Source organism: Pseudomonas sp. HP_12, from assembly GCF_055283955.1.
This window is the reverse complement of record NZ_JBTOQG010000001.1, coordinates 515,726-537,134: the sequence shown is the minus strand read 5'-3', so window position 1 is coordinate 537,134 and position 21,409 is coordinate 515,726. Positions and strand designations below refer to the sequence as shown.

Below are 21,409 nucleotides of genomic sequence, written 5' to 3'. Positions count from 1 at the left end.
TTCGGCAGCGATCGACACGTCGCGTGAGGAAGCCTGGCCCGCAGACCACGAGTCAGGTAAAGGTAGCACCGAGTTCTGACAGTGTCGGGAAATAAATCCTACACAATTGAGAATTTCATGTTTCGTTGATCTTTATCATGAATCGCTTATATGCGGATGCATGCTTGAACCAGCGCTGAATCGTTATAGCGATCTGAAAGCATCGTTAACGAGTTAGGTGGAAGAAATATATATCTCCAAACGCTCAAGGCGCCCGCATGAAAGTTGATGGGCGGCCGATAGCAAGGCGAGCGTCAATTAAAAGAATCGACGCAGCATCAGCCTTCCAGAGAGATCATCCATGTCGATAAGAAACATGAATATTGCGCCTCGCGCATTCCTGGGATTCGCGTTCATTGCCGCACTGGTCATTGGCTTGAGCGTTTTCTCGGTTCACAGGATGGCGCAGATACGCCAGACCGCCATCGACATGGAGTCCAATCAACTGCCGAGTATTGGCCATTTAAGTGGGATGCTGGAGAACAGCCTGCGCTTGCGCATCACCTCGTTTCGCACGCTGGTAAACCGAGAACCGGCATCGCTACGCGAAACCGATGCGCGGATCGCCGAACTGATTGGTAAGTTGCAGACAGCCAAAAAAGCCTACGCCTCGCTCCCGGCCGAGGCTGATGAGCTGACCGTGTACAACCAGTTTGAAGCGACGCTGGCAACGTTCCTCGACATTCAGGCCAAAGTGCTGGACTTGTCGCATCAAGATAAGGTTGAGGACATGCGTGCATTGATCAATACCCGCATGAAAGAAGCCACTGACCTCATGGGTGTGCAGATCAACCAGTTGATCGCCCTGAACACGAAGAGCGCCACTGAAGCGGGAGAGATTTCCAGAGCGGAATATGACAGCGCCAACCTGAGCATGATTGCTGTTTCAGTGGTTGCCGTCCTGCTCACCATCATGTTGGCGTGGTTGCTCACCCGAAGTATCGTCAACCCGATGACCCGAGCAGTACGCGCCGCAGAAGAGATCTCATCGGGCGATCTGACCCGCCCCATCGAGGTCGACGGCAAGGACGAAGCGACTCAGTTGTTGCGCGCTCTGGCAACGATGCAGCGCAATCTGCGCCAGACCATCGAGCTGATTTCCGGCTCGTCCACGCAGCTGGCGTCGGCGGCCGAGGAACTGAGCGCGGTGACAGAAGAGTCCTCGCGCGGTTTGCAGCAGCAGAACAACGAGATCGAGCAGGCGGCAACGGCCGTCAACGAGATGACTGCCGCCGTTGAGGAGGTCGCGCGCAACGCGGTGTCGACGTCCGAAGCGTCACAGCAGTCCAATCAGGCCGCACGTCAGGGGCGTGATCGGGTGATCGAGACGGTGAAGTCTATTCAGGACATGACCCAGCAGATCCAGGCCACTTCCGGGTTGGTCGAAGGCCTGGCGGCCCAGGGCCGTGATATTGGCAAGGTGCTCGACGTGATTCGCTCGATCGCCGAGCAGACCAACCTGTTGGCGCTCAACGCCGCCATCGAGGCTGCGCGTGCGGGGGAGGCGGGTCGCGGGTTTGCCGTGGTCGCCGACGAGGTTCGCGCGCTGGCCCACCGAACCGCGCAGTCGACCACGGAAATCGAACAGATGGTCGCCGGCATCCAGACGCGTACCGGCGAGGCGGTGCACTCCATGTCGCGCAACACCGACAGCACCCGCACGACGCTGAACCTGGCGAGTTCGGCGGGCGATGCGCTGGAGTTGATCACCGAAGCCATTGCGCAGATCAACGAGCGCAATCTGGTGATCGCCAGTGCATCGGAGGAGCAGGCACAGGTATCGAGGGAAGTGGACCGCAATCTGGTCAACATCCGCGACCTCGCCGCGCAAACAGCAGCGGGCGCAAACCAGACCAGCGCGGCCAGCCATGAGCTGTCGCGACTGGCGGTTGATCTGAAAGCAATGGTGGCTAAGTTTGTGATTTAAGCGGTTTGTTGTGCTCGGGGCGCGCAAGCCTGAAGGACTAACCAGATCCTGTGGGAGCCGAGCTTGCTCGCGAAGGGGGGGCACTGCCGCTGAATCCCTGGCGGCTGTGCCACAGTCTTCGTGAGCAAGCTCACTCCCACAAGTCCTGAGGCGTGCCCGAAATCTTGAGTTCACCTCAATTCTGTGGGAGCGAGCTTGCTCGCGAATAGAGTGGCAAAGCCGCTAGATCTCCAGCGGACCAACCTCAGTCTTCGCGAGCAAGCTCACTCCTACACGTCCTGCGGCGTGCCCAAGATCCTGAGTTCACCCCGGTCACCCCCAGAGGTCCTGGGAACTGGGTGATATCGCAAGCATTCCCATATCCCACAGAGTATCTATCAGCCATTCCACGCAGCGGGATTGACCAGATCCTTCGGTCGCTCGCCCGCCAAGGCCGCCAGCAGATTATCCACGGCACAGCGGGCCATGGCCTCGCGGGTCTCGTGGGTCGCCGAGCCCATGTGCGGGGTAGCCACCACGTTGTCCATCTGCAACAGCGGCGAGTCCGGATTCACGGGCTCCTGCTCAAAGACATCCAGACCGGCCGCGCGAATCTGGCCGTTCTGCAGCGCGGCAATCAGGGCCTGCTCGTCCACCACCTTGCCCCGGGCGATGTTGATGAAGATCGTCGCCGGCCGCATCTGCGCAAACTGCTCGGTACCGATCAGCCCCTCGGTTTCGGCGGTCAGCGGCACGGTCAGGCAAACGAAATCCGCTTCGCGCAGCAGTTCTCCGAGGCTGCGATAGCGGGCATCAAAGCGCGCTTCCACCGCCGGCTTGGGTGAGTGACTGTGATAAATCACCGGCATCCCGAACCCGAAATGCCCCCGTTGCGCCACCGCTTCGCCAATCCGGCCCATGCCGATGATGCCCAGCGTCTTGCCATGCACGTCGGAACCAAAGTGCTGCGGCCCGATGTTCTGCTTCCACTGGCCGTCGCGGACCCTATTCGCCAGCTCCACTACCCTACGTGCCGTGGCCATGATCAGCGCGAAACCGGTGTCGGCGGTGGTTTCGGTGAGCACATCCGGGGTGTTGGTCAGCAGAATGCCGCGCCGCGTCAGGTACTCGATGTCGTAGTTATCGACCCCCACCGAGACGCTGGACACCGCTTTCAGCTTTGGCGCCAGGTCCAGCAGTTCGGCGTCCAGCTTCACGCTCGCGCCCAACAAGGCATCGGCGTGGGGCAGGGCGTCGCGCAGGCGGGCCAGGCCGTTGCTGGATTTCGGATCATCGATCAGCGTGACCTCGGCCTGGGCTTGCAGGCGCTCCATCAATGGCGCCGAGAGTTTTTTGTAGAGCACAACATGGTGAGTCATCTAAAGAGTTCCCGATCAGGAGTGGGCAGGCGCAGGACCAACGCCAGGCTTGTCGCTCAGCGGCCGGGCCTTGCTGTCCGGCTTGAGCAGCAGCGTCAGCACCACCGAGACCAGCAGCGCGCCGCTCATGAACAGGTACGACGCGCTCAAGGTGCCGGTGACGCCGTTGAGGTAGCCGACGAGGTAGGAACCGGCGAACGATCCCAGCGCACCAAGGCTGTTGATCAGTGCCATGGCGCCGCCCGCGACGTTGGCCGGGAGGATTTCCGGGACGATCGCGAAAAACGGACCATAAGGCGCGTACATGCAGGCGCCGGCAATGACCAGCAGCGAGTAGGACCACCAGAAGTGCTCGGTTCCCAGCGCGTAGGAGCCGTAAAACGCGACGGCAGCCAGCAGCAGCGGCGGCCAGACGAAGGCTTTGCGCTTCTGGGTTTTATCCGACGCCCACGACACCAGCACCATGCCGATCACCGCCGCCAGATACGGCAGGGCCGAGAGCCAGCCGGCTTCGACCATGTCCATCTGCATGCCTTTCTTGATGATGGTCGGCAGCCACAGCACGAAGCCGTACACGCCGATGCTCCAGCAGAAGTACTGCGCGGCCAGCAGCAGGACGCGCGGGGAGCGGAACGCCTCGGCGTAGTTTTTCACCGGTTTGATGCCGACCTGTTCGGCGTCGAGGCGCGCTTGCAGTTCGGTCTTTTCTTCAGCGGTCAGCCACTTGGCCTGGGCCGGACGCTCGTCCACCAGACGCCACCAGATAAACGCCCAGATCACCGCCGGCAGGCCTTCGACGATGAACATCCAGCGCCAGCTGAAGTGTGCGACCAGATAACCGGACACCACCGACATCCACAGCATCGTCACCGGGTTGCCGAGGATCAGCACGGTATTGGCGCGGGAACGTTCGGCCTTGGTGAACCAGTAGCAGAGGTACACCAGCATGGCCGGCATCACCGCCGCTTCGACCACCCCGAGCATAAAGCGGATGCCGATCAGCATGTAGGCGTTAGAGACGATGCCGGTCAGTGTTGCCAGGCCCCCCCACAGGATCAGGCTGACGAAGATGAGTTTCTTGACGCTCTTCTTCTGCGCGTAAATGGCGCCGGGCACTTGGAAGAAAAAGTAACCGAGGAAGAACAACGCCCCCAGCAAGGACGACATGCCCGGGGTGATGTGCAGGTCTTCGGCCATCCCCGACGCGGCGGCGAAGCCATAGTTGGCGCGGTCCAGGTACGCCAGGCTGTAGGTGATGAAGACAATGGGCATGATCAACAGCCAGCGACGTTTGAGGCCGGCGTGTTTCACGGATTCGAGCAGCTTTTCCATTTCAGGCTCCCTGAGCATGTTGTTTTTGTCGCAGCAGGTGATGGAGGTTCGGTGTGTGTGAAACCAAGGGTTCAGGCGCTCTGTCGTCGGGCGCCTGCCGAGACGTTGGCGGCATCGAGTGCGGCGCGGGTGGGCAGGCCTTCCATGTCGCCACGGCTTTGCACGGCCTGGCTGCCGACCCAGTTGCCCCGGGCAGTGGCTTGCTCGAACCCGAGGTTTTCCAGCAGCGCACTGATCACCCCGACGGCGAAGCCATCGCCTGCGCCCACGGTGTCGACCACGTTGGCCACCGGCACGCCGGGCAAGAACGCCTCATTCAGCTGGGTGCGGTAATACGCGCCCTTGGCGCCGAGTTTGATGATCACCGCCTCGACGCCCATGTCCAGGTAGAAACGGGCGATGTCCGCCGGGGTGTCGAAACCGGTGAGCAATTCACCCTCGGCCAGCCCCGGCATGACCCAGTGGGCGTGACTGGCAAGGTGATTGACTTCGCGGATCATCGTCGCCTGGCTCGACCACAGCGAAGGCCGCAGATTGGGGTCGAACGAAACGCTGCGACCGGCCTCGCGCATTTGCGTCATCAGCACGTGGGAAAGCTCCCGGCAGGTGTCGGACAGCGCCGCCGGAATGCCGGTGGCGTGCAGATGCCGCGCTTTCAGCAGCTCGGGAACGATGTCGTTGACCGACAGGTGACTGGCCGCCGAGCCGCGACGGAAATACTCGACCACCGGATCTGCGCCTTCCAGCTCCAGGGATTTGAACTGAAAACCGGTGGGGTGCGCGGCGTCCACGGTGACGTGAGCGCAGTCGACGCCTTCCTGTTGCAGGCTGTCGGTGACGAAGCGGCCCATGGAATCGTTGCCGACCCGGCTCAGCCACGCCACTTTGAAGCCCAGCCGCGAGAGGCCGATCGCCACATTGCTGTCGGCACCGGCGATGCGTTTCTCGAAATGGCGAACCTGCGCCAGATCTCCGGTTTGCTCGGCCACCAGCATGGTCATGGTTTCGCCGAAGGAGAGAATATCGATCTCAGACATGGCTCAGCGCCTCCCTTTCCTTGGGGTGGAACTGCGCTGATTGCGACTGGCCGAGGCGGGCGAGCAGGGCAACCTGATCTCGGGTCACCTGAAGCAAGTCGTCGCCTAGCAGCGGGTACTCGATGGCGCGGGGCAGGTTCACCGGCATGTGCTGAATGAGCAATTCCCACTGTTGCAGGTCGATTGAAGCAGGCGGCACGGCGATGAGCTTGCCTGACGCGCTGCGGGAGATTGCCTTGCAGTGCAGATATTCGACGTATCGGCCCAACTGCTGGGCAGCGTCGCGGGCCGACTGCTCCTGCCAGCGCCAGTTACCGATGTCGAAGGTCATGCCGATGGGCATTTGCAGCGCGGTGATCTGCGCGAAGAAGTGCACGAAGGGCTCGATGCGGCCGCCCTGTTCGGTCTGGTCGTTTTCCACCAGCAAGTGAACGTCGTAGGGCGCCAGGCGATCAGCCAGCGCGGCGACGTCGCAGTGCTCGCCAAAATGCCCCAGCGACACTTTGAGCCAGAACGCACCGCACGCGGTGGCGCGCTCCAGGGTCGGTTTCAATTCGGGGTTCGGTTGCGTGTCGCCTTCGAGCCACAACTCAAGGGGCGCCGAGTACAGACACTCCAGGCCTTGAGCCTGAATGGCGCGGGCAAGGGCAGGGAAGTCCTGGTCATGCACGCCGGGGCTGAACAGCTCTTCGCGCAGCTCGATACGCTTGACGCCGGCATCAACCAGTAGCGGGATGAAACTGGCCTGGCCTTGGGCACGTACATGATCGGCACCGAAGGCGCCGAGGCTGATGGCAACGGATGGTAGGGTCATTATTATTGTCCTCTGAAACCGGTTACATTTTTGTTCGAACGAGCGAACCGGGTAAAAGTTCGCGTCGGCGTGCAGGGTCTGACCTGCGGTATCTGTGTGGGGATGTCAGGTCTGTCGTCGGGTCGAGCCCCGCGCGATCAACTGCGCGGGGAAGTCGTACAGCCGCACCGGCTCCTGATCGCCACGCAGGCGATTGAGCAGGCATTCGAAGGCGGTGATGCCCATCTCATGGGTAGGTTGGGCCAGCGACGTGATGCCGCTGCCGACCAGCGGGTACCAGTCCAGCTCGTCGAGGGCGATCAAGCCGATGTCGTTGAACAAGTGACAGCCCAGCTCATGCAATTGGCGGGTGGTGATCAGGGTTGCGACGCCGTTGGCGGTGAACAGCGCTTTGGGGCCGGGGCCTTCTTGCGCGAGGAAGTGGCGCAACCGATCGCGTAATGATTCGCCGGTTTCGCAGACCTGCCCATGCATGTCGGTTCGCTCGGCGATCTGTTTCTTGAAGGCGTCCATCCGCTCGATCCGCGAACTGGTGCCGTCCTGGGGTTCGGTGACCATGAGTACATCGCGATAACCGGCGTCATGCAGATGGTCCAGCGCCTGCCGGACTGCCGTGACGTTGTCGAGGCCGACGAGGTCGCTGTGCAGTTCATCGACCTTGCGGTCCACCAGCACCATCGGCAGTTCGCGGTGCAGTTCGCGCAGTTCGTCGAGGTGATGGCCGAGGGTGTTCACGATCAGGCCTTCGATGTTGTAGGAGCGCAGGGCGGCGAGGTGCAGGCGTTCCTGTTCGTCGTCGCGGTCGGTGTTGCAGACGACGAGGCTGTAGCCGTGTTTGCGGCAGGCCGTTTCGACGCCGTGCATGACGGCGATGGAGTAGGGGTTGCGGATGTCGGCGACGAGCATGCCGATCAGGCGGGTGCGGCCGCGTTTGAGGCCGCGGGCCATTTGGTTGGGGCGATAGCCGAGGGTGTCGATGGCGTGTTCGATGCGTTTGGCGATGGCATCGGACAGCAGTTGCCGGTCATCGCCGATGAAGCGCGAGACACTGGCCTTGGAGACGCCGGCGAGGTCGGCGACGTCGTTCATGGTGACGCGGGTGCGCCTCGGGGTGGAGATGCTGTTCACGGCCTGGACCTTATTGGATTTATCAGCAGGCTTATGGGGAGAGCGGTTGGGCTCTGAAACCGGTTTCAGGAGACACTAGATCTTTGTGGGCGTCAATACGTGGTCAAGGGCATCTGCCTAACGGCAGATCGTTTCGCCTTCGGCGAGTTACTTGGAAAAGTCGAAAGTCGCACCATCCCCAAGTAACCAAGGGTGCTTGCTCCTGGTTGGGCCCCTCCTGCGTCGGGGTTCCTTCACTCCGGTCTCGCTCCGTGGGCCCGCGCCGAACGGACATCCCTGTCCTGACGGCGCTCTCGCCGCATCCATGCGGCTCGGCCCACTGCGCGAGACCTGCGTTCAGCCTGCACCCAAGTCGCGTTTGGCGGTGACTGGGCTTTTTGTGCATGAAGATCAAAAGCAGATCAAAAGCAGATCAAAAGCAGATCAAAAGCAGAGCAACGGATTACCGGCTGAAGCCGGTCCTACAAAAGCACCGCGTACGCCCTGTAGGACCGGCTTTAGCCGGGAAGAGGCCAGCTCAGGCGACGACATTTTTGCTGATAGCACGCCCTCCCTGTGGGAGCGAGCTTGCTCGCGAATGCTTTATCTCAAACACCAGATATCCGTTGAATGTACCGACCCCTTCGTGAGCAAGCTCACTCCCACAAGTCCATGGCGACTGATCTACCCTTGATCTGCTTTTGATCTGCTTTTGATTTTCGTACACAAAAAGTCCGGTCACCGCGAAACGCGACTTTGGTGCAGGCTGAACGGAGGTCTCGTGGAGTGGGCCGAGCCGCATGGATGCGGCGAGAGCTGCCCCCCGCCATGGATGGCGGATGGCAGCGGGCCCACGGAGCGGGACCGGAGTGAAGGAACCCTGAGGAACGAAGGGCCCAACCGAGAGCAAGCACCTTTGGTTACTTGGGGTGCTTTTCCAAGTAACTCGCCGAAGGCGAAACAGTCTGCCCCCAGGCAGACGCCCTAGATCTTGATCTTGATCTTGATCTTAGCCCTTGAAAGTATCCCGCCAGGCCAAAAACCGCCTTTCCAGCATCGCCAACACCCCATCGGTCAACTTGCCCAACACCGCCAGCACAATGATCGCCGCCAGCACAATATCGGGCCTCGACGTCTCGCGCCCGTCACTGAGCAAATAACCCAGCCCCTTCGTCGCGGCGATCAACTCCGCCGCCACCAGAAACATCCACGCCAGACTCAACCCCGAGCGTAACCCGGTAAACAGACCGGGCAGGGCGGCGGGTAAAAATACATGCACAATCATCTGCCGCTGACTGAAGCGAAATATCTGCCCGACCTCCACCAGCTTGCGATCGATGTTGCGAATCGCCGCCACGCCGTTCAGGTACACCGGAAAAAACGCGCCGATGGCGATCAGCACGATCTTGGAAGTCTCGCCAATCCCCAGCCACAACAGCAACAGCGGCACCCAGGCCAGGCTCGGAATTGACCGCAGCCCCGCGAACGTCGGCTCCAGATATGCTTCCGCCTCGCGACTGAGCCCGACCCACGCCGCGAACACCAGTGCCAGGCCAGCGCCGATCACGAACCCCGACAGCACCCGCGTCAAACTGGCGCCGATGTGTTTCCACAGCGCGCCGTCGGCCAGATCCGTCAGCGTCGTGGCGATCTCGCTGGGCGCCGGCATCTGGTAGGACTGTACCCAGCCGATGCGGACGGCAATTTCCAGCAGCAGCAAAATGGCCACCGGCACGGCAAGCCCCTTCAGGCGGGTTCGCCCATTCCCATGTGCACGCCGCACAACCGGTTGCGCGTCCAACGCCTCGTCCTTCAACACCTGAGCCCTGGGGCTGACGCTGCTTCCGATACCGCCGCCACTGACTTCGCTGCCCCGCGCGTTGCTCATGGCTTGGCGACGACCGCGTTGCCGAAGCTCGGGTCGATCAACTGGTCGATGACCTGGTCAACGTTCGTCCCTTTGCGCACCAGCGCTTCGGAAACCAGAATCGGCGCGGCGGCCTTCGACGCGGTCACGTCTTTGTCGGTCAGCAGCGGGCTGCCGAGGTCAGTGCGGGTCAACTGCAATTTGGCGACATCCAGCGGCAGGCCTGACTCGGTGGCGAGCAATTGGGCCAGCTCGTCCGGATTTTTCAGCGACCATTCCCGGGCTTTTTCGTACGCGCCAAGGACGGTTTTGATCGCTTCAGGGTGTTCCTTCGCATAGCGCTCGGTCACGCTGACCACGCCGAAGCTGTTGAAGTCCTTGTTGCGATACAGCAAGCGCGAGCCGGCCTGTATTTCGCTCGCGGCCATGTGCGGATCGAGCCCGGCCCAGGCGTCGACGTCGCCTTTTTCCAGCGCAATACGGCCGTCCGGGTGTTGCAGATGCAAGAGTTCGACGTCGTCCTTGGTCAGCTTCGCCTGCTGCAAGGCGCGCAGGGTAAACAGGTAAGGGTCGGTGCCTTTGGTAGCGGCGATTTTCTTGCCCTTGAGATCGGCAACGCTCTGCAGGGTCGAGTCCTTGCGCACCACCAGCGCGGTCCACTCGGCGCGGCTGTAGACATAAACCGATTTGATCGGGCTGCCGTTGGCCCGCGCCAGCACCGCCGAGAGACTGGCGGAGGAGGCGAAGTCGACGCCGCCGCTGTTGAGGTATTCCAGCGAGCGGTTGCTGCCCTGGCTGAACACCCAGCTGACTTTGCTTTGGGGCAGCGCTTTTTCCAGCCAGCCGAAATGCTTGAGCACCAGACTGACCGGCGAGTAGTAGGCGTAATCCAGGTGCACCTCGGCCGGTGGCGCTTCGGCAGCCTGGGCCAGTGGCTGTAACGTCAGTGCGAGGGCGCCGGCGAGTAGTTTGAAGGAAGTCGGCAGACGGGGAAGTGCGGTCATGGGTGAGTGTCCAGTCAAGGGGCGGAAGCTGCGCACGGCTGCTTATGACGAAATCAGCAGTCGGAGCGAATCGATCTGCTTGATTGGAATATTGCAGGCTTTGTGCCATTGGCGAGGCGCCGCCCATTTCCTGTGTTTGCGGGGACGGGCAAGTGGGAAAGTGCTACCGATGCAACAGTCTGCTGATCGACTGTTGCTGGGCAAACAGCGGCGATTTCTGCTGTCCGAAGACTGAGCACGCTGCGCAGCGGTGCGGGTTGTCAGCCGACGCGCAGAACCGCATGCTGGCGCTCCACCGTTGCAACAGGGCCTCTCCGAGCATGTCCGCCGTCACTGCCCGTTCCGCCGATTCCGCATCGCGCCGTTCTGCGATCATTCTCAGTTTGTGCCTGCGCAGCGACGTGCTTCTGTATCTGTTGCTGCCGATGAACGCCGGGGCCTTCGGCATCAGCCTCGCCCAGGCGGGGATCCTGCTGGCGGCCAACCGGCTGGTCCGGATTTTCGGCTACAGCTATGTCGTACGTTTCTACGCCGCGCGGGGCGACCGCGCGGCCTTTACGCTGGCGGCGCTGGTGTCGGCGGTCTGTGCGTTTGGCAACAGCTTCATCAGCGGTTTCTGGTGGTTGCTGATCCTGCGACTGGGCTGGGGCCTGAGTTACGCAGCGCTGAACCTGTCGACCCAGGCATTGGCGACCTCGGAGCCGGGCGGAGCGGCACGTCGGGCCGGACGATCCCGCGCGATCATCGCCATCGGCCCTATGCTGGCGCTGCCCATCGGCGCGCTGATCAGCCTGCATTACGGTCCGCGGCTTATCTTTTTCATCCTCGCGCTGTGTTCCCTTGGAGCGGTGTGGTTTGCGCGGGGGCTGCCCGCTGCGCCGCATTCTCTGTCCAATGCAACCGGGCGGCGTTTCAAGCGGCCGGACAGTGTGGCGCTGTGGTCGTTCGTCGAAGGCGTGGCGCTGGACGGGCTGTTCATCTTCGGGTTGTCGCTTCAGGCGCAGACAGTGCTCGGCGGCAATGCGGTCTTTATCGCCGGTGTGTTGCTGGCCCTGCGCTACGCCTCGGAGATGCTTCTCAGCCCGTTGGGCGGGCGCGCGGCTGACAGCTTCGGCGCTGTGCGCATGCTGGTGGTGCTTTCCGCCGCGACCGCACTGGCGTTGACGGCGTTCGGCTTTCACTGGCTGATCGTCGGGGCCGGCGCGATTCTGATCCTGCGGGCGTTGCAATTGCCATTGGTGACGACCCTGGTCGCCGAACGCAATCCGGGGCCGGGCAGGGTTCAGGCGCTGGCGGGCAATGCGGTGTGGCGCGACGTCGGTGCAGGCGTCGGGCCGCTGCTCGCCGGGGTGTTGCTGCCGTGGGCGTCCCCTGCATGGATTTACACCACAGCGGGCGTCGCCGTGCTGCTCAGCGCGGTGGTTTGCAGTCGATACAAACCGGTGCCTCAAAACAACACCCTCTGACCGTTCGGCGATTAATTCGGAAAATCAGGTGCTTGCGTGCAACCTCTTGAGCGTTTTCTGATCTGATGGGCATTCGTTATACGGAAATATTTGCTCGCCATACTGCACCGAGCCGCACGCTGACAAGGACGTTGCATCGGGCGTCACGCCCATCACGAGCCATCAGAACTCCATGCCGATATGAGCCTTTCAACACCTCCTCTGTGGTCCCGCGCGATGCAGCGCATGACCTATTTTCTGTTTCCGACCCTCCTCATCGCTTCCGCCATTTTCTGGTTCGCCGCCGGTAAGGGGGTTCATGCCGAGGCCAAGAACGGCACCCAGACTCTGGTGTTTCTGCGCCACGCCGAGAAGCCCGAAACCGGCCTGGGTCAGCTGAACTGCCAGGGCCTCAATCGGGCCATCGACCTGTCCACGGTGCTGCCGAATACCTTCGGCAAAGCCGACTTCATCTTCGCGGCCAACCCGAGCCGTCATGTGGAAGAGGGCGAGCACGATCATTCCTACAGCTACCTTCGCCCACTGATGACCGTTGGCCCAAGTGCCATCAAGCTGGGCCTGCCGGTCAATATCGATTTCGCCGCCAACGACACCGGTGATCTGGCCGATGAGCTGATGCGCGACAAATACCACGACTCCACTATCTACACCGCCTGGTCCCACGGCTACCTGCCGGAGCTGATCAACAAGGTCGCCGAGGAAGCGTCTGGCGAGAAGGTCAAACTGGTCAACGACTGGGTCGCCGAGGACTTCGATTCCGTGCTGGTGCTGACCCTCAAATGGAACGACGGCAAAGCCACGCTGCAGTATGAAAACTACAAGCAGAACCTTGACGGCGGTGCTGTGGGCTGCCCGAGCTGACAGAGATGCACGGGATCCGTCGTAGAACACGATGCCCTGTAGGACCGGCTTCAGCCGGGAAGAGGCCAGTGTGCTCACCCTCACTATGCGTTCCCGACCGAAAAGTTTGTGCGCCTCCAGTGATTACGCTAGCGTCAGCCGACCCTGACTGCCGGCAGTTCCCCCATGCTTCAACCTCTCCAGCCCCACGTCTCGCGCCTGATACCCTTTCACCCACCGTTCGACTGGCAGCGCATGCTCGATTTCTTCGCGGCGCGGATGACGGCGGGCGTGGAGGCGGTGGTCGATGGGGTGTACCTGCGCAACATCGATTTCAAGGGCAGCCAGGGTGCTTTGTCGGTCGCACTGGCGTCGGACGGGCAACATCTGCTGGCGACCGCCCACGGCGAGGTGAGTCAGCACATTGATGAGCTGATCGTGCCGGTGTCGCACATGTTCGATCTGTACGCCGAACCTCAGATCATCGACCACGCCCTGTCGCAAGACCCGTGGCTGGCATCGCTGGTGCAGCGTCGCCCGGGGCTGCGCGTGCCGGGGTCGTTTTCCGGGTTCGAGCTGGCGGTGCGCACGGTCGTCGGGCAGCAGGTCAGCGTCAAGGGTGCAACCACGATTGTCGGTCGCCTGGTGCAGCGCGCCGGGGCTCAGGTCAGCGAGGGTCTGCATGAACAGCTGGGGTGGCGATTCCCGACGCCGGATGCCCTGGCGCAGGCCAACCTGGACAAGATCGGCATGCCCGGCAAGCGCGTCGACACCCTGCAGCGTCTCGCCGCAGCGGTGGCCAGTGGCGAGCTGTCCCTTGACGTGCGCCATGGCGACCTCGGCGATGTGCGGCGACAGTTGCTGGCCATGCCCGGCATCGGCCCCTGGACCGTGGAATACATCGCCATGCGCGCCTGGCGTGACCCGGACGCCTGGCCCGCCGCCGATCTGGTGCTGATGAATCTCATGACCCTGCAGGAGCCGAGCCTGCTGCGCCTGCCACAGCACAAGGCGCGGGCCGACGCCTGGAAACCCTGGCGCGCGTATGCGGCGATGCACATCTGGAATTCCGCAGCGGATGCGGCGGGCAAGCAGAAGGGCGGCTGACCGGCGAGTTCGAGCGCAAGAACCGGGTGGTTCGGGAAGGGCGCGCGAGTAGTATGTCGGCGTACGGACGATGCCCGGACGATTCCAGATAATCCCGGCGCGCCCGTATCGAGAGTAAAAACCAGAGCAGGAGCCAGACGATGACCTTCACCTACCGTTTCATCGATTCCCCGGTTGGGCAGCTGAAACTGATCGCCAAGGGCCCGCGTCTGGCCGCCGTGCTGTGGGAAAACGACCGCCCGAACCGCGTGCTGCTCGGAGCCATGAGCGAAGATGACGGCAGCGATATTCTTGACCGGACCGAACGCCAGCTCGCCGAATACTTTGCAGGTCGCCGTCAGCGCTTCGAGCTTGAACTCGAATTCCATGGGACGGATTTTCAGCAGAAAGTCTGGCAGGCCTTGCTGAATATTCCCTTCGGCGAAACCCGCAGTTATCTAGACATTGCCCTGCAGATCGGCAACCCCGCCGCCGTGCGCGCGGTCGGAGCCGCCAACGGCAAAAACCCCATCTCGATCATCGCCCCCTGTCATCGGGTGATCGGCAGCTCCGGTGCACTGACCGGTTTTGCGGGCGGCCTCGACGCCAAGCACCTGCTGCTGACCCTGGAGGGGTATCAGCCGGTACAGCGGGGAAGGCGCGTCATGGCGGTGGCTTCGACCCAGGCGTCACTGTTCTGAATCAATCGCTTCACGGTTTACGCAAAGCTTCACGCAACACGCCGCTTGAAAACGTACGCAACGGCCGACCCTTAAATCAATGGAGATGATCATGCCCGGTTCCGCTCAGACGTTTCGCTCCCTGCACCACCAATCCACCGTTTTGCGCCTGCCCAATGCCTGGGATGCGGGCAGCGCGCGGCTTTTCGAAAGCCTCGGTGCCACGGCCATTGCCACCACCAGCGCCGGGATCGCCTGGGCCCAGGGCTATGCCGATGGCCGTGTGTTTCCGGTCGACATTGCAGTCAGCGCCGCGGCCAGCATCGCGCGGTTGGTCAAGGTGCCGCTGTCGGTGGACATGGAAAACGGCTATTCGGACGACCCGCAAACCGTTGCGGAGAACGTCAAGCGGGTGCTGGACGTCGGGGCGGTCGGCATCAATATCGAGGACGGTTCCGACGCGCCGGATCTGCTGGCCCGCAAGATCGAGGCGATCAAAAGCATGGCGGCCCGCAACGGGCTGGACGTCTTTATCAATGCCCGCACGGACGTTTACCTGGCGAGTCTGGTCGCTGATGAGTTGCGCTTGGAGGAAACCCTGAAGCGCGGCCAGCTTTACAGGGAGGCGGGTGCGGACGGCCTGTTCGTCGCGGCCCTGGTGGATGTCGAGCAGATCAAAGCCGTCGTTGCAGGCATCAGTCTGCCCCTCAATCTGCTGGCGCGACAGGGACTGCCCGCCGCCGATGCGTTGGCCGCATTGGGCGTTCGCCGGTTGAGCGCCGGATCCAGCATCGCTCAGACCTTGTGGGGACAGGCCGAGCAACTGGCACGGGGCTTTCTGGAGGAAGGGCGCTCGGAAACGGTCATCGAGACCAGCCTCGCGTATCCGCAGATTCAAGCGCTGTTTGAGCGCTAGGCAGGACTTTTGAGCAGGGTGGCGATTCCCGCGATTCGCCGCTCTGTTACAAAAATTGCAGCCGGATCGACAAGAGGCGCTAGTCAGGTTTAGTCGAGAAGAGTACAAATGTGCTCCATGACGACCCTATCCCCAAAACGCGCTGCCATCCTCACGTTCATTCGAGATCGCATCGCCCAGAATGGCCAGCCTCCCAGCCTGGCCGAAATTTCCGAAGCCTTCGGATTTGCTTCCCGCAGTGTCGCGCGCAAGCACATCGTGGCCCTGACCGACGCCGGCCTGATCGAAGTCATCGCCAATCAGGCCCGCGGCATTCGGCTGGTGGACACCCGTCCGCGGCCGCAGATGCTCGACATTCCCGTCCTCGGGCGGGTAGCCGCCGGTGCGCCCATCGGCCCCGACCTCGATAACCACGACACCTTCACGCTGGACAGCCGCACCTTCATGCGCGTCCCGGATTACCTGTTGCGGGTGAGCGGAGATTCGATGATCGACGACGGCATCTTTGACGGCGATCTGGTGGGCATCCTGCAAAGCGCCGACGCCCGCGACGGGCAGATCATCGTGGCCCGGCTGGACGGCGAAGTGACCATCAAGCGCCTGGAGCGCGGCGATGATCAGCTGCGCTTGCTGCCGCGCAACCCTGCGTATCAACCCATCATTGTTCGGCCCGACCAGGACTTCGCCATCGAAGGCGTGTTCTGTGGCCTGGTGCGCCGGGAATGATGGGCGCGGTGGTCAGCCTCGACGCGCTGCTGGACGAGCGGCGCGTCTGGAAGGGGCGTCAGCAGACAGCTTCGGTTGCCGCCCAGCCCACCGGCCATGCGGCCCTCGACGCGGCATTGCCCATGGGAGGCTGGCCCCCTGCGGCGATGACCGAAGTGCTGGTGACGGCCAACGGCAGTGGTGAACTGCGGCTGATGTGGCCGACCCTGGCGCGGCTTGCTGACAGCGGCGAACGCATCGTGCTGGTTGCGCCTCCCTACCTCCCGTATGCCCAGGCCTGGCAGATGGCGGGCATCGACCTGAGGCAGTTGTCGATCATCCACGCCAACGAGCGCGATGCCTTATGGGCGGTGGAGCAATGCCTGCGCTCGGGCAGTTGCGGCGCGGTGTTGTGCTGGCCCACCAAGGTCGACGACCGCGCCCTGCGTCGGTTGCAGGTGGCCGCCGAAACCGGTGAAACCCTGGCCTTTGCCTGTCGCGGGCATGAGGCGGCCGCCAATCCGTCACCGGCCGCGCTGCGCATTGCCATCGACGCGCGCCCCAGTCAGTTGCGGGTGCTCAAGTGTCGCGGCGGGCTGGCGCCTGCTTCCCCCGTTCCGTTCACTGCTGACGCTTGAGGTTGCCATGCTCTGGGCTTGTGTCCTCCTGCCGCAGCTGGCGCTGGACGGCGTCATGCGTCGTTGCGAAAACCCTGAAGAACCGCTGGCGCTGATCAGCGGCACGGCGCAGCGCCGGGTGCTGCAGACGGTCAACCCGGCGGCCCGGGCAATGGGCCTGCGTGCCGGCCAGTCGTTGACCGCAGCCCATGCCATGACCCGTGAGTTCGCCACGGTTGAATACGACCCCGACGAAACCGAGCGCTGGCACCGTTTGCTGGCCGCCTGGGCCTACCGTTTCAGTTCACACGTCAGCCTCAAGTACCCGCGCGTACTGTTGATGGAGGTCGAATCCAGCTTCGGCCTGTTCGGGCCGTGGCCGGTGTTCGAAGCGCGTCTGCGTCAGGAACTCACCGAGCTGGGCTTCACCCATCGCATCGTCGCGGCGCCCAATCCTCTGGCGGCCCGCATGCTCGCCAACGCCCATGACGGTCTGGCCGTGACGGATGGCGAGGCACTGCATGAGGTGCTGGCACAGATGCCGGTCAACCGCATCGGCCTGCCAACCGAAGTCGCCACGGCCCTGGCGCGCATGGGCCTGAATCGCGTACGACAGGTTCAGGCGTTGCCCCGTGACACCCTGGCCCGGCGTTTCCCGGCGGCGGTGCTGCAACACCTCGACACGCTGTTCGGGCGCCGGCCCATGGGGCTGGAGTGTTATGTGCCGCCGGACCGTTTCGATACCCGTATCGAGCTCAACTTCGACGTCGAGTCCCATCAGGCGCTGCTGTTCCCGCTCAAGCGCATGATTGCCGATCTGGCGGTATTTCTGGCCGGGCGCGACAGCGGCGTTCAGCGTTTCGTGATTCATCTGGAACACGTGCCAAGCGTCGGCAGCGTGGCCCCGGACACACAGATTCCCGTCGGCCTGCTCAGTGCCGAGCGCGAAGCCAACATGCTGTTCGAGCTGGCGCGGGGCCGTCTGGAGCAAGTCGAAGTGCCGTCGCCGGTGCGCGCGTTGCGATTGCAGGCCAAGGATCTGCCGGCGTTCGTGCCCACTCACCGCGAGCTGTTCGACGACCGTCCGCAGCAGACCATGCCCTGGGAGCAACTGCGCGAGCGTTTGCGCGCACGGCTTGGGGATGAAGCGGTCGCCGGCCTGGGCTTCAATGCCGACCATCGTCCGGAACACGCCTCGCTGCCCGCTTGCCCGAACAAGCCACTGGCGCTGACCCATAAAGTGCCGCGCCCCGGCTGGCTGTTGCCCGAGCCCGAGTTACTGACCGAGCCGGGCGTGCGCGTGCTGGCCGGGCCGGAGCGCATCGAGTCGGGCTGGTGGGACGGCGGCGACGTGCGCCGCGACTATTACCTCGTCGAAACCCGCAATGGCCAGCGCGGCTGGGCGTACCGCAGCGTCGGCGACAGCAGCCTGTTGCTGCACGGCTGGTTCGCATGAGCGGGGGATACGCCGAGCTGCATTGCCTGTCGAACTTCAGCTTTCAGCGCGGGGCGTCAAGTGCGAAAGAGCTGTTCGAGCGGGCAAAGCTCCATGGGTATCAGGCGCTGGCGATCACCGATGAATGCACCCTGGCGGGCATTGTGCGGGCATGGCAGGCGGCGAAGGAATGTGAGCTGCCGCTGATCATCGGCAGCGAAATCACCGTCGAGAACGGCCCGAAAATCGTCTTGCTGGTGGAGAACCTCGCCGGTTACCAGGCCTTGTGTCGCTTGATCACCCAGGGTCGGCGCCGTAGCAAGAAAGGCGAATACCGCTTGCTGCGCGAGGACTTCCAGCCGCCGCTCTCGGGGCTTTTGGCGCTGTGGCTGCCGGATCTTGAACAGGACGTCCCGACCCGGCGGGAACAAGGCGACTGGTTGCGTGGGATTTTTCAGCAGAATCTGTGGCTGAGTGTCGAGTTGCATTGCGGTCCGGATGATCGAAAGCGCCTCAATACCTTGCTCGGCATGGCACGGGCCATGGCGATTCCTGCCGTTGCCAGTGGCGACGTGCACATGCACGCCCGCGGTCGTCGGGCCTTGCAGGACACCATGAGCGCCGTTCGCCATCACACCACCGTGGCGGAGGCAGGGCATCGGCTGTTTGCCAACGGCGAGCGGCATTTGCGACCGCTGACGGTGCTGGGCGAGCTGTATCCGTCGAGCCTGCTGATTGAAACCGTGAACATCGCCCGGCGCTGCACCTTCGACCTGAGTGAGTTGCGCTACGAATACCCCCATGAGCTGGTGCCGCCTGACCAGTCCCCCAGCAGTTGGTTGCGGCATCTGACCGAGCAGGGCGCCAGCCGTCGCTGGCCTCAGGGCGTGCCAGACGTCGCCCGCAGCAACATCGAAAAAGAGCTGAAGGTCATCGCGGCCAAGCGTTACGAGAGTTACTTCCTCACGGTGCACGACATCGTCAGCTTCGCCCGCGACCAGCACATCCTCTGTCAGGGACGGGGCTCGGCGGCCAACTCCACGGTGTGTTTCGCCCTGGGCATCACCGAGCTGGACCCGTCAAAAAGCAATCTGCTGTTCGAGCGTTTCATCTCCGAAGAGCGCGACGAGCCCCCGGACATCGACGTCGATTTCGAGCACGAACGGCGCGAGGAAGTGCTGCAATACGTGTTCCGTCGGTACGGCCGGGGCAGGGCGGCGCTCACCGCCGTTGCCAGTACCTACCACGGTGCGGGGGCCGTCCGGGATGTGGCGAGGGTCCTCGGATTGCCGCCCGACCAGATCAACGCCCTGGCCGACTGCTTCAGCCGCTGGAGCGACAGCATGCCGCCCGCCGAACGCCTGCGCGAATGCGGTTTCGAACCCGACAGCCCGATCCTGCGGCGGGTACTGACGCTGACCGGCGAACTCATCGGCTTCCCCCGGCATCTGTCCCAGCACCCCGGCGGCTTTGTGATTTCCGAGCATCCGTTGGAAACCCTGGTGCCCGTGGAAAACGCCGCCATGGCGGACCGCACCATCATTCAGTGGGACAAGGACGACCTCGATCTGGTGGGCCTGCTCAAAGTCGATATCCTCGCCCTGGGCATGCTCAGCGCCCTGCGCCGGACATTCGATCTGGTCAGAGGTTATCGCGGTTACGACCTGACCCTTGCGACGATCCCCGCCGAGGACAAACCGACCTACGACATGATCACCCGCGCCGACACCATCGGCGTGTTCCAGATCGAGTCGCGGGCGCAGATGTCCATGCTGCCGCGCTTGAAACCCAACACCTTCTATGACCTGGTGATCGAGGTCGCCATCGTCCGCCCCGGGCCGATTCAGGGCGGTATGGTCCACCCGTATCTGCGCCGCAAGAACGGAGAAGAGGAGGTGACCTACCCGTCCGATGAACTGAAAGTGGTGTTCGAACGCACATTGGGCGTGCCCCTTTTTCAGGAACAGGTCATGCAACTGGCGATCGTCGCTGCTGATTATTCCCCCGGCGAGGCGGATCAACTGAGACGTTCCATGGCCGCCTGGAAGCGCCACGGCGGTCTTGAGCCCCATCGGATCCGCTTGAGCGAGCGCATGAAGGAAAAGGGTTACCCGGACGAGTTCATCCAGCGCATTTTCGAGCAGATCAAGGGCTTCGGCAGCTACGGCTTTCCGGAATCCCACGCCGCCAGTTTCGCCCTCCTGACCTACGCCAGTTGCTGGCTCAAATGCCACGAACCGGCAGCCTTTACCTGCGCGCTGATCAACAGCTGGCCCATGGGCTTTTACAGCCCGGATCAATTGCTGCAGGACGCCCGCCGCCACCAGATCGACGTGCACCCGGTGGACGTGCGTTACAGCGACTGGGACTGTTCGCTCGAGCCGGTTGCCGGCCGCGAATACAACCAGAATCTGGCCATTCGCATGGGCCTGCGCATGATCAAGGGGTTCCGCCAGGAGGACGCCACGCGCATCGAACAGGCCCGTGGTGTCCGAGATTTCAAGGACGTGGCCGACCTGTGCATTCGCGCCGAACTGGACAACCGGGCCCGTGCTGCGCTGGCGGATTCCGGCGCCCTGCGCGGGCTGGTGGGGCATCGGCATCGGGCGCGCTGGGAGATCGCCGGCGTCGAGATGCAACGGCCGTTGTTCGGCGACGACTGTTTTGGCGAAGAGGCCCAGGTCGCGCTGCCGCTGCCGAGTGTCGCCCAAAACCTTGCTGCCGATTACGACACCCTCGGCACCACACTCGGGCCACACCCGTTGGCTTTGCTGCGCCATAAACTGGCGGCGAAGCGTTTTCGCAGTTCCAAGGATTTGCTCGATGAAGAGCATGGCCGCAGTTTCAGCGTCGCCGGGCTTGTCGTCGGTCGACAACGGCCCGGCACCGCCAGTGGCGTGACCTTTGTGACGATGGAAGACGAACACGGAATGATCAACGTCGTGGTCTGGCGTGATCTGGCCGAGCGTCAACGCAAGGTACTGGTGGGGTCGCAGTTGATGCAGGTGTTCGGCAAGTTCGAATTCCAGAAGGGCGTGCGTCACGTCATCGCCCAGCGATTGTTCGACCTCACGCCGATGCTCACCGGGCTTGATGTGCGCAGCCGGGATTTCAAGTGATGCGCAGGGAAACGTCGAACATGACGTGATTGCCGAGTTACCGGTGATCAACAATGTGGG

At 62.8% G+C, this 21,409-nt stretch carries 17 protein-coding genes; 10 read left to right on the top strand and 7 right to left on the bottom strand.

The window, feature by feature from the left end; genetic code table 11:
• Nucleotides 1-340 precede the first annotated feature (340 nt).
• Nucleotides 341-1,966: a methyl-accepting chemotaxis protein gene (locus ACYASU_RS02345; protein WP_463581811.1), complete on the top strand. Its 1,626-nt coding sequence runs from the start codon at nucleotides 341-343 to the stop codon at nucleotides 1,964-1,966.
• A 377-nt stretch (nucleotides 1,967-2,343) separates the two neighbouring features.
• Here the strand turns inward: ACYASU_RS02345 and ACYASU_RS02340 are convergent, their stop codons facing one another.
• The 7 genes from ACYASU_RS02340 to ACYASU_RS02310 form a co-directional block, all read right to left on the bottom strand.
• A complete protein-coding gene (locus ACYASU_RS02340; RefSeq protein ID WP_463581810.1) occupies nucleotides 2,344-3,324 on the bottom strand; it encodes a 2-hydroxyacid dehydrogenase in 981 nt (326 codons plus the stop codon).
• Nucleotides 3,325-3,339: 15 nt separating this feature from the next.
• Entirely contained in the window at nucleotides 3,340-4,656 is a 1,317-nt protein-coding gene (locus ACYASU_RS02335) for an MFS transporter (RefSeq protein ID WP_192173651.1), read from the bottom strand.
• Nucleotides 4,657-4,727: 71 nt separating this feature from the next.
• Nucleotides 4,728-5,693, bottom strand: coding sequence for a sugar kinase (locus ACYASU_RS02330; protein WP_463581809.1), 966 nt, complete (start codon nucleotides 5,691-5,693; stop codon nucleotides 4,728-4,730).
• The gene (locus ACYASU_RS02325; RefSeq protein ID WP_463581808.1) at nucleotides 5,686-6,507 is read right to left on the bottom strand and encodes a sugar phosphate isomerase/epimerase family protein; all 822 of its coding nucleotides are present in this window, start codon (nucleotides 6,505-6,507) and stop codon (nucleotides 5,686-5,688) included. Before ACYASU_RS02325 ends, ACYASU_RS02330 begins: the two co-directional genes overlap by 8 nt.
• Before the next feature lie 105 nt (nucleotides 6,508-6,612).
• Complete coding sequence (locus tag ACYASU_RS02320) at nucleotides 6,613-7,596, bottom strand: LacI family DNA-binding transcriptional regulator (protein ID WP_463581835.1); 984 nt, start codon at nucleotides 7,594-7,596, stop codon at nucleotides 6,613-6,615.
• 1,027 nt (nucleotides 7,597-8,623) lie between these two features.
• A complete protein-coding gene (locus tag ACYASU_RS02315; protein ID WP_463581807.1) occupies nucleotides 8,624-9,502 on the bottom strand; it encodes an ABC transporter permease in 879 nt (292 codons plus the stop codon).
• Nucleotides 9,499-10,485, bottom strand: coding sequence for an aliphatic sulfonate ABC transporter substrate-binding protein (locus tag ACYASU_RS02310; RefSeq protein ID WP_463581806.1), 987 nt, complete (start codon nucleotides 10,483-10,485; stop codon nucleotides 9,499-9,501). The genes ACYASU_RS02315 and ACYASU_RS02310 overlap by 4 nt, the downstream gene beginning before the upstream one ends.
• Nucleotides 10,486-10,805: 320 nt before the next feature.
• Here ACYASU_RS02310 and ACYASU_RS02305 point away from each other — a divergent pair, with 320 nt between their 5' ends.
• The 9 genes from ACYASU_RS02305 (at nucleotide 10,806) to ACYASU_RS02265 (ending at nucleotide 21,349) form a co-directional block, all read left to right on the top strand.
• Nucleotides 10,806-11,951, top strand: coding sequence for an MFS transporter (locus tag ACYASU_RS02305; protein ID WP_463581805.1), 1,146 nt, complete (start codon nucleotides 10,806-10,808; stop codon nucleotides 11,949-11,951).
• A gap of 180 nt (nucleotides 11,952-12,131) precedes the next feature.
• Nucleotides 12,132-12,812, top strand: a complete 681-nt coding sequence (locus tag ACYASU_RS02300) for a hypothetical protein (RefSeq protein WP_463581804.1) — start codon at nucleotides 12,132-12,134, stop codon at nucleotides 12,810-12,812.
• A 165-nt stretch (nucleotides 12,813-12,977) separates the two neighbouring features.
• Nucleotides 12,978-13,898, top strand: a complete 921-nt coding sequence (locus ACYASU_RS02295) for a DNA-3-methyladenine glycosylase family protein (protein WP_463581803.1) — start codon at nucleotides 12,978-12,980, stop codon at nucleotides 13,896-13,898.
• Nucleotides 13,899-14,038: 140 nt separating this feature from the next.
• On the top strand, nucleotides 14,039-14,578 hold the full coding sequence (locus ACYASU_RS02290; RefSeq protein ID WP_192173659.1) for a methylated-DNA--[protein]-cysteine S-methyltransferase: 540 nt from the start codon (nucleotides 14,039-14,041) through the stop codon (nucleotides 14,576-14,578).
• 91 nt (nucleotides 14,579-14,669) lie between these two features.
• Entirely contained in the window at nucleotides 14,670-15,473 is an 804-nt protein-coding gene (locus ACYASU_RS02285; RefSeq protein ID WP_463581802.1) for an isocitrate lyase/PEP mutase family protein, read from the top strand.
• A gap of 108 nt (nucleotides 15,474-15,581) precedes the next feature.
• Nucleotides 15,582-16,199, top strand: coding sequence for a transcriptional repressor LexA (gene lexA / locus ACYASU_RS02280; protein WP_463581801.1), 618 nt, complete (start codon nucleotides 15,582-15,584; stop codon nucleotides 16,197-16,199).
• The gene (gene imuA / locus ACYASU_RS02275) at nucleotides 16,199-16,816 is read left to right on the top strand and encodes a translesion DNA synthesis-associated protein ImuA (RefSeq protein WP_463581834.1); all 618 of its coding nucleotides are present in this window, start codon (nucleotides 16,199-16,201) and stop codon (nucleotides 16,814-16,816) included. Before lexA ends, imuA begins: the two co-directional genes overlap by 1 nt.
• A 7-nt stretch (nucleotides 16,817-16,823) precedes the next feature.
• The gene (locus ACYASU_RS02270; protein ID WP_463581800.1) at nucleotides 16,824-18,251 is read left to right on the top strand and encodes a Y-family DNA polymerase; all 1,428 of its coding nucleotides are present in this window, start codon (nucleotides 16,824-16,826) and stop codon (nucleotides 18,249-18,251) included.
• A complete protein-coding gene (locus ACYASU_RS02265) occupies nucleotides 18,248-21,349 on the top strand; it encodes an error-prone DNA polymerase (RefSeq protein ID WP_463581799.1) in 3,102 nt (1,033 codons plus the stop codon). The genes ACYASU_RS02270 and ACYASU_RS02265 overlap by 4 nt, the downstream gene beginning before the upstream one ends.
• Nucleotides 21,350-21,409: the final 60 nt, after the last annotated feature.

Coding starts and splice junctions, on each gene's coding strand:
- ACYASU_RS02345 (WP_463581811.1), top strand. CDS start 341: ATGTCGATAAGAAACATGAATATTGCGCCTCGCGCATTCCTGGGATTC.
- ACYASU_RS02340 (WP_463581810.1), bottom strand. CDS start 3,324: ATGACTCACCATGTTGTGCTCTACAAAAAACTCTCGGCGCCATTGATG.
- ACYASU_RS02335 (WP_192173651.1), bottom strand. CDS start 4,656: ATGGAAAAGCTGCTCGAATCCGTGAAACACGCCGGCCTCAAACGTCGC.
- ACYASU_RS02330 (WP_463581809.1), bottom strand. CDS start 5,693: ATGTCTGAGATCGATATTCTCTCCTTCGGCGAAACCATGACCATGCTG.
- ACYASU_RS02325 (WP_463581808.1), bottom strand. CDS start 6,507: ATGACCCTACCATCCGTTGCCATCAGCCTCGGCGCCTTCGGTGCCGAT.
- ACYASU_RS02320 (WP_463581835.1), bottom strand. CDS start 7,596: ATGAACGACGTCGCCGACCTCGCCGGCGTCTCCAAGGCCAGTGTCTCG.
- ACYASU_RS02315 (WP_463581807.1), bottom strand. CDS start 9,502: ATGAGCAACGCGCGGGGCAGCGAAGTCAGTGGCGGCGGTATCGGAAGC.
- ACYASU_RS02310 (WP_463581806.1), bottom strand. CDS start 10,485: ATGACCGCACTTCCCCGTCTGCCGACTTCCTTCAAACTACTCGCCGGC.
- ACYASU_RS02305 (WP_463581805.1), top strand. CDS start 10,806: ATGTCCGCCGTCACTGCCCGTTCCGCCGATTCCGCATCGCGCCGTTCT.
- ACYASU_RS02300 (WP_463581804.1), top strand. CDS start 12,132: ATGAGCCTTTCAACACCTCCTCTGTGGTCCCGCGCGATGCAGCGCATG.
- ACYASU_RS02295 (WP_463581803.1), top strand. CDS start 12,978: ATGCTTCAACCTCTCCAGCCCCACGTCTCGCGCCTGATACCCTTTCAC.
- ACYASU_RS02290 (WP_192173659.1), top strand. CDS start 14,039: ATGACCTTCACCTACCGTTTCATCGATTCCCCGGTTGGGCAGCTGAAA.
- ACYASU_RS02285 (WP_463581802.1), top strand. CDS start 14,670: ATGCCCGGTTCCGCTCAGACGTTTCGCTCCCTGCACCACCAATCCACC.
- lexA (WP_463581801.1), top strand. CDS start 15,582: ATGTGCTCCATGACGACCCTATCCCCAAAACGCGCTGCCATCCTCACG.
- imuA (WP_463581834.1), top strand. CDS start 16,199: ATGGGCGCGGTGGTCAGCCTCGACGCGCTGCTGGACGAGCGGCGCGTC.
- ACYASU_RS02270 (WP_463581800.1), top strand. CDS start 16,824: ATGCTCTGGGCTTGTGTCCTCCTGCCGCAGCTGGCGCTGGACGGCGTC.
- ACYASU_RS02265 (WP_463581799.1), top strand. CDS start 18,248: ATGAGCGGGGGATACGCCGAGCTGCATTGCCTGTCGAACTTCAGCTTT.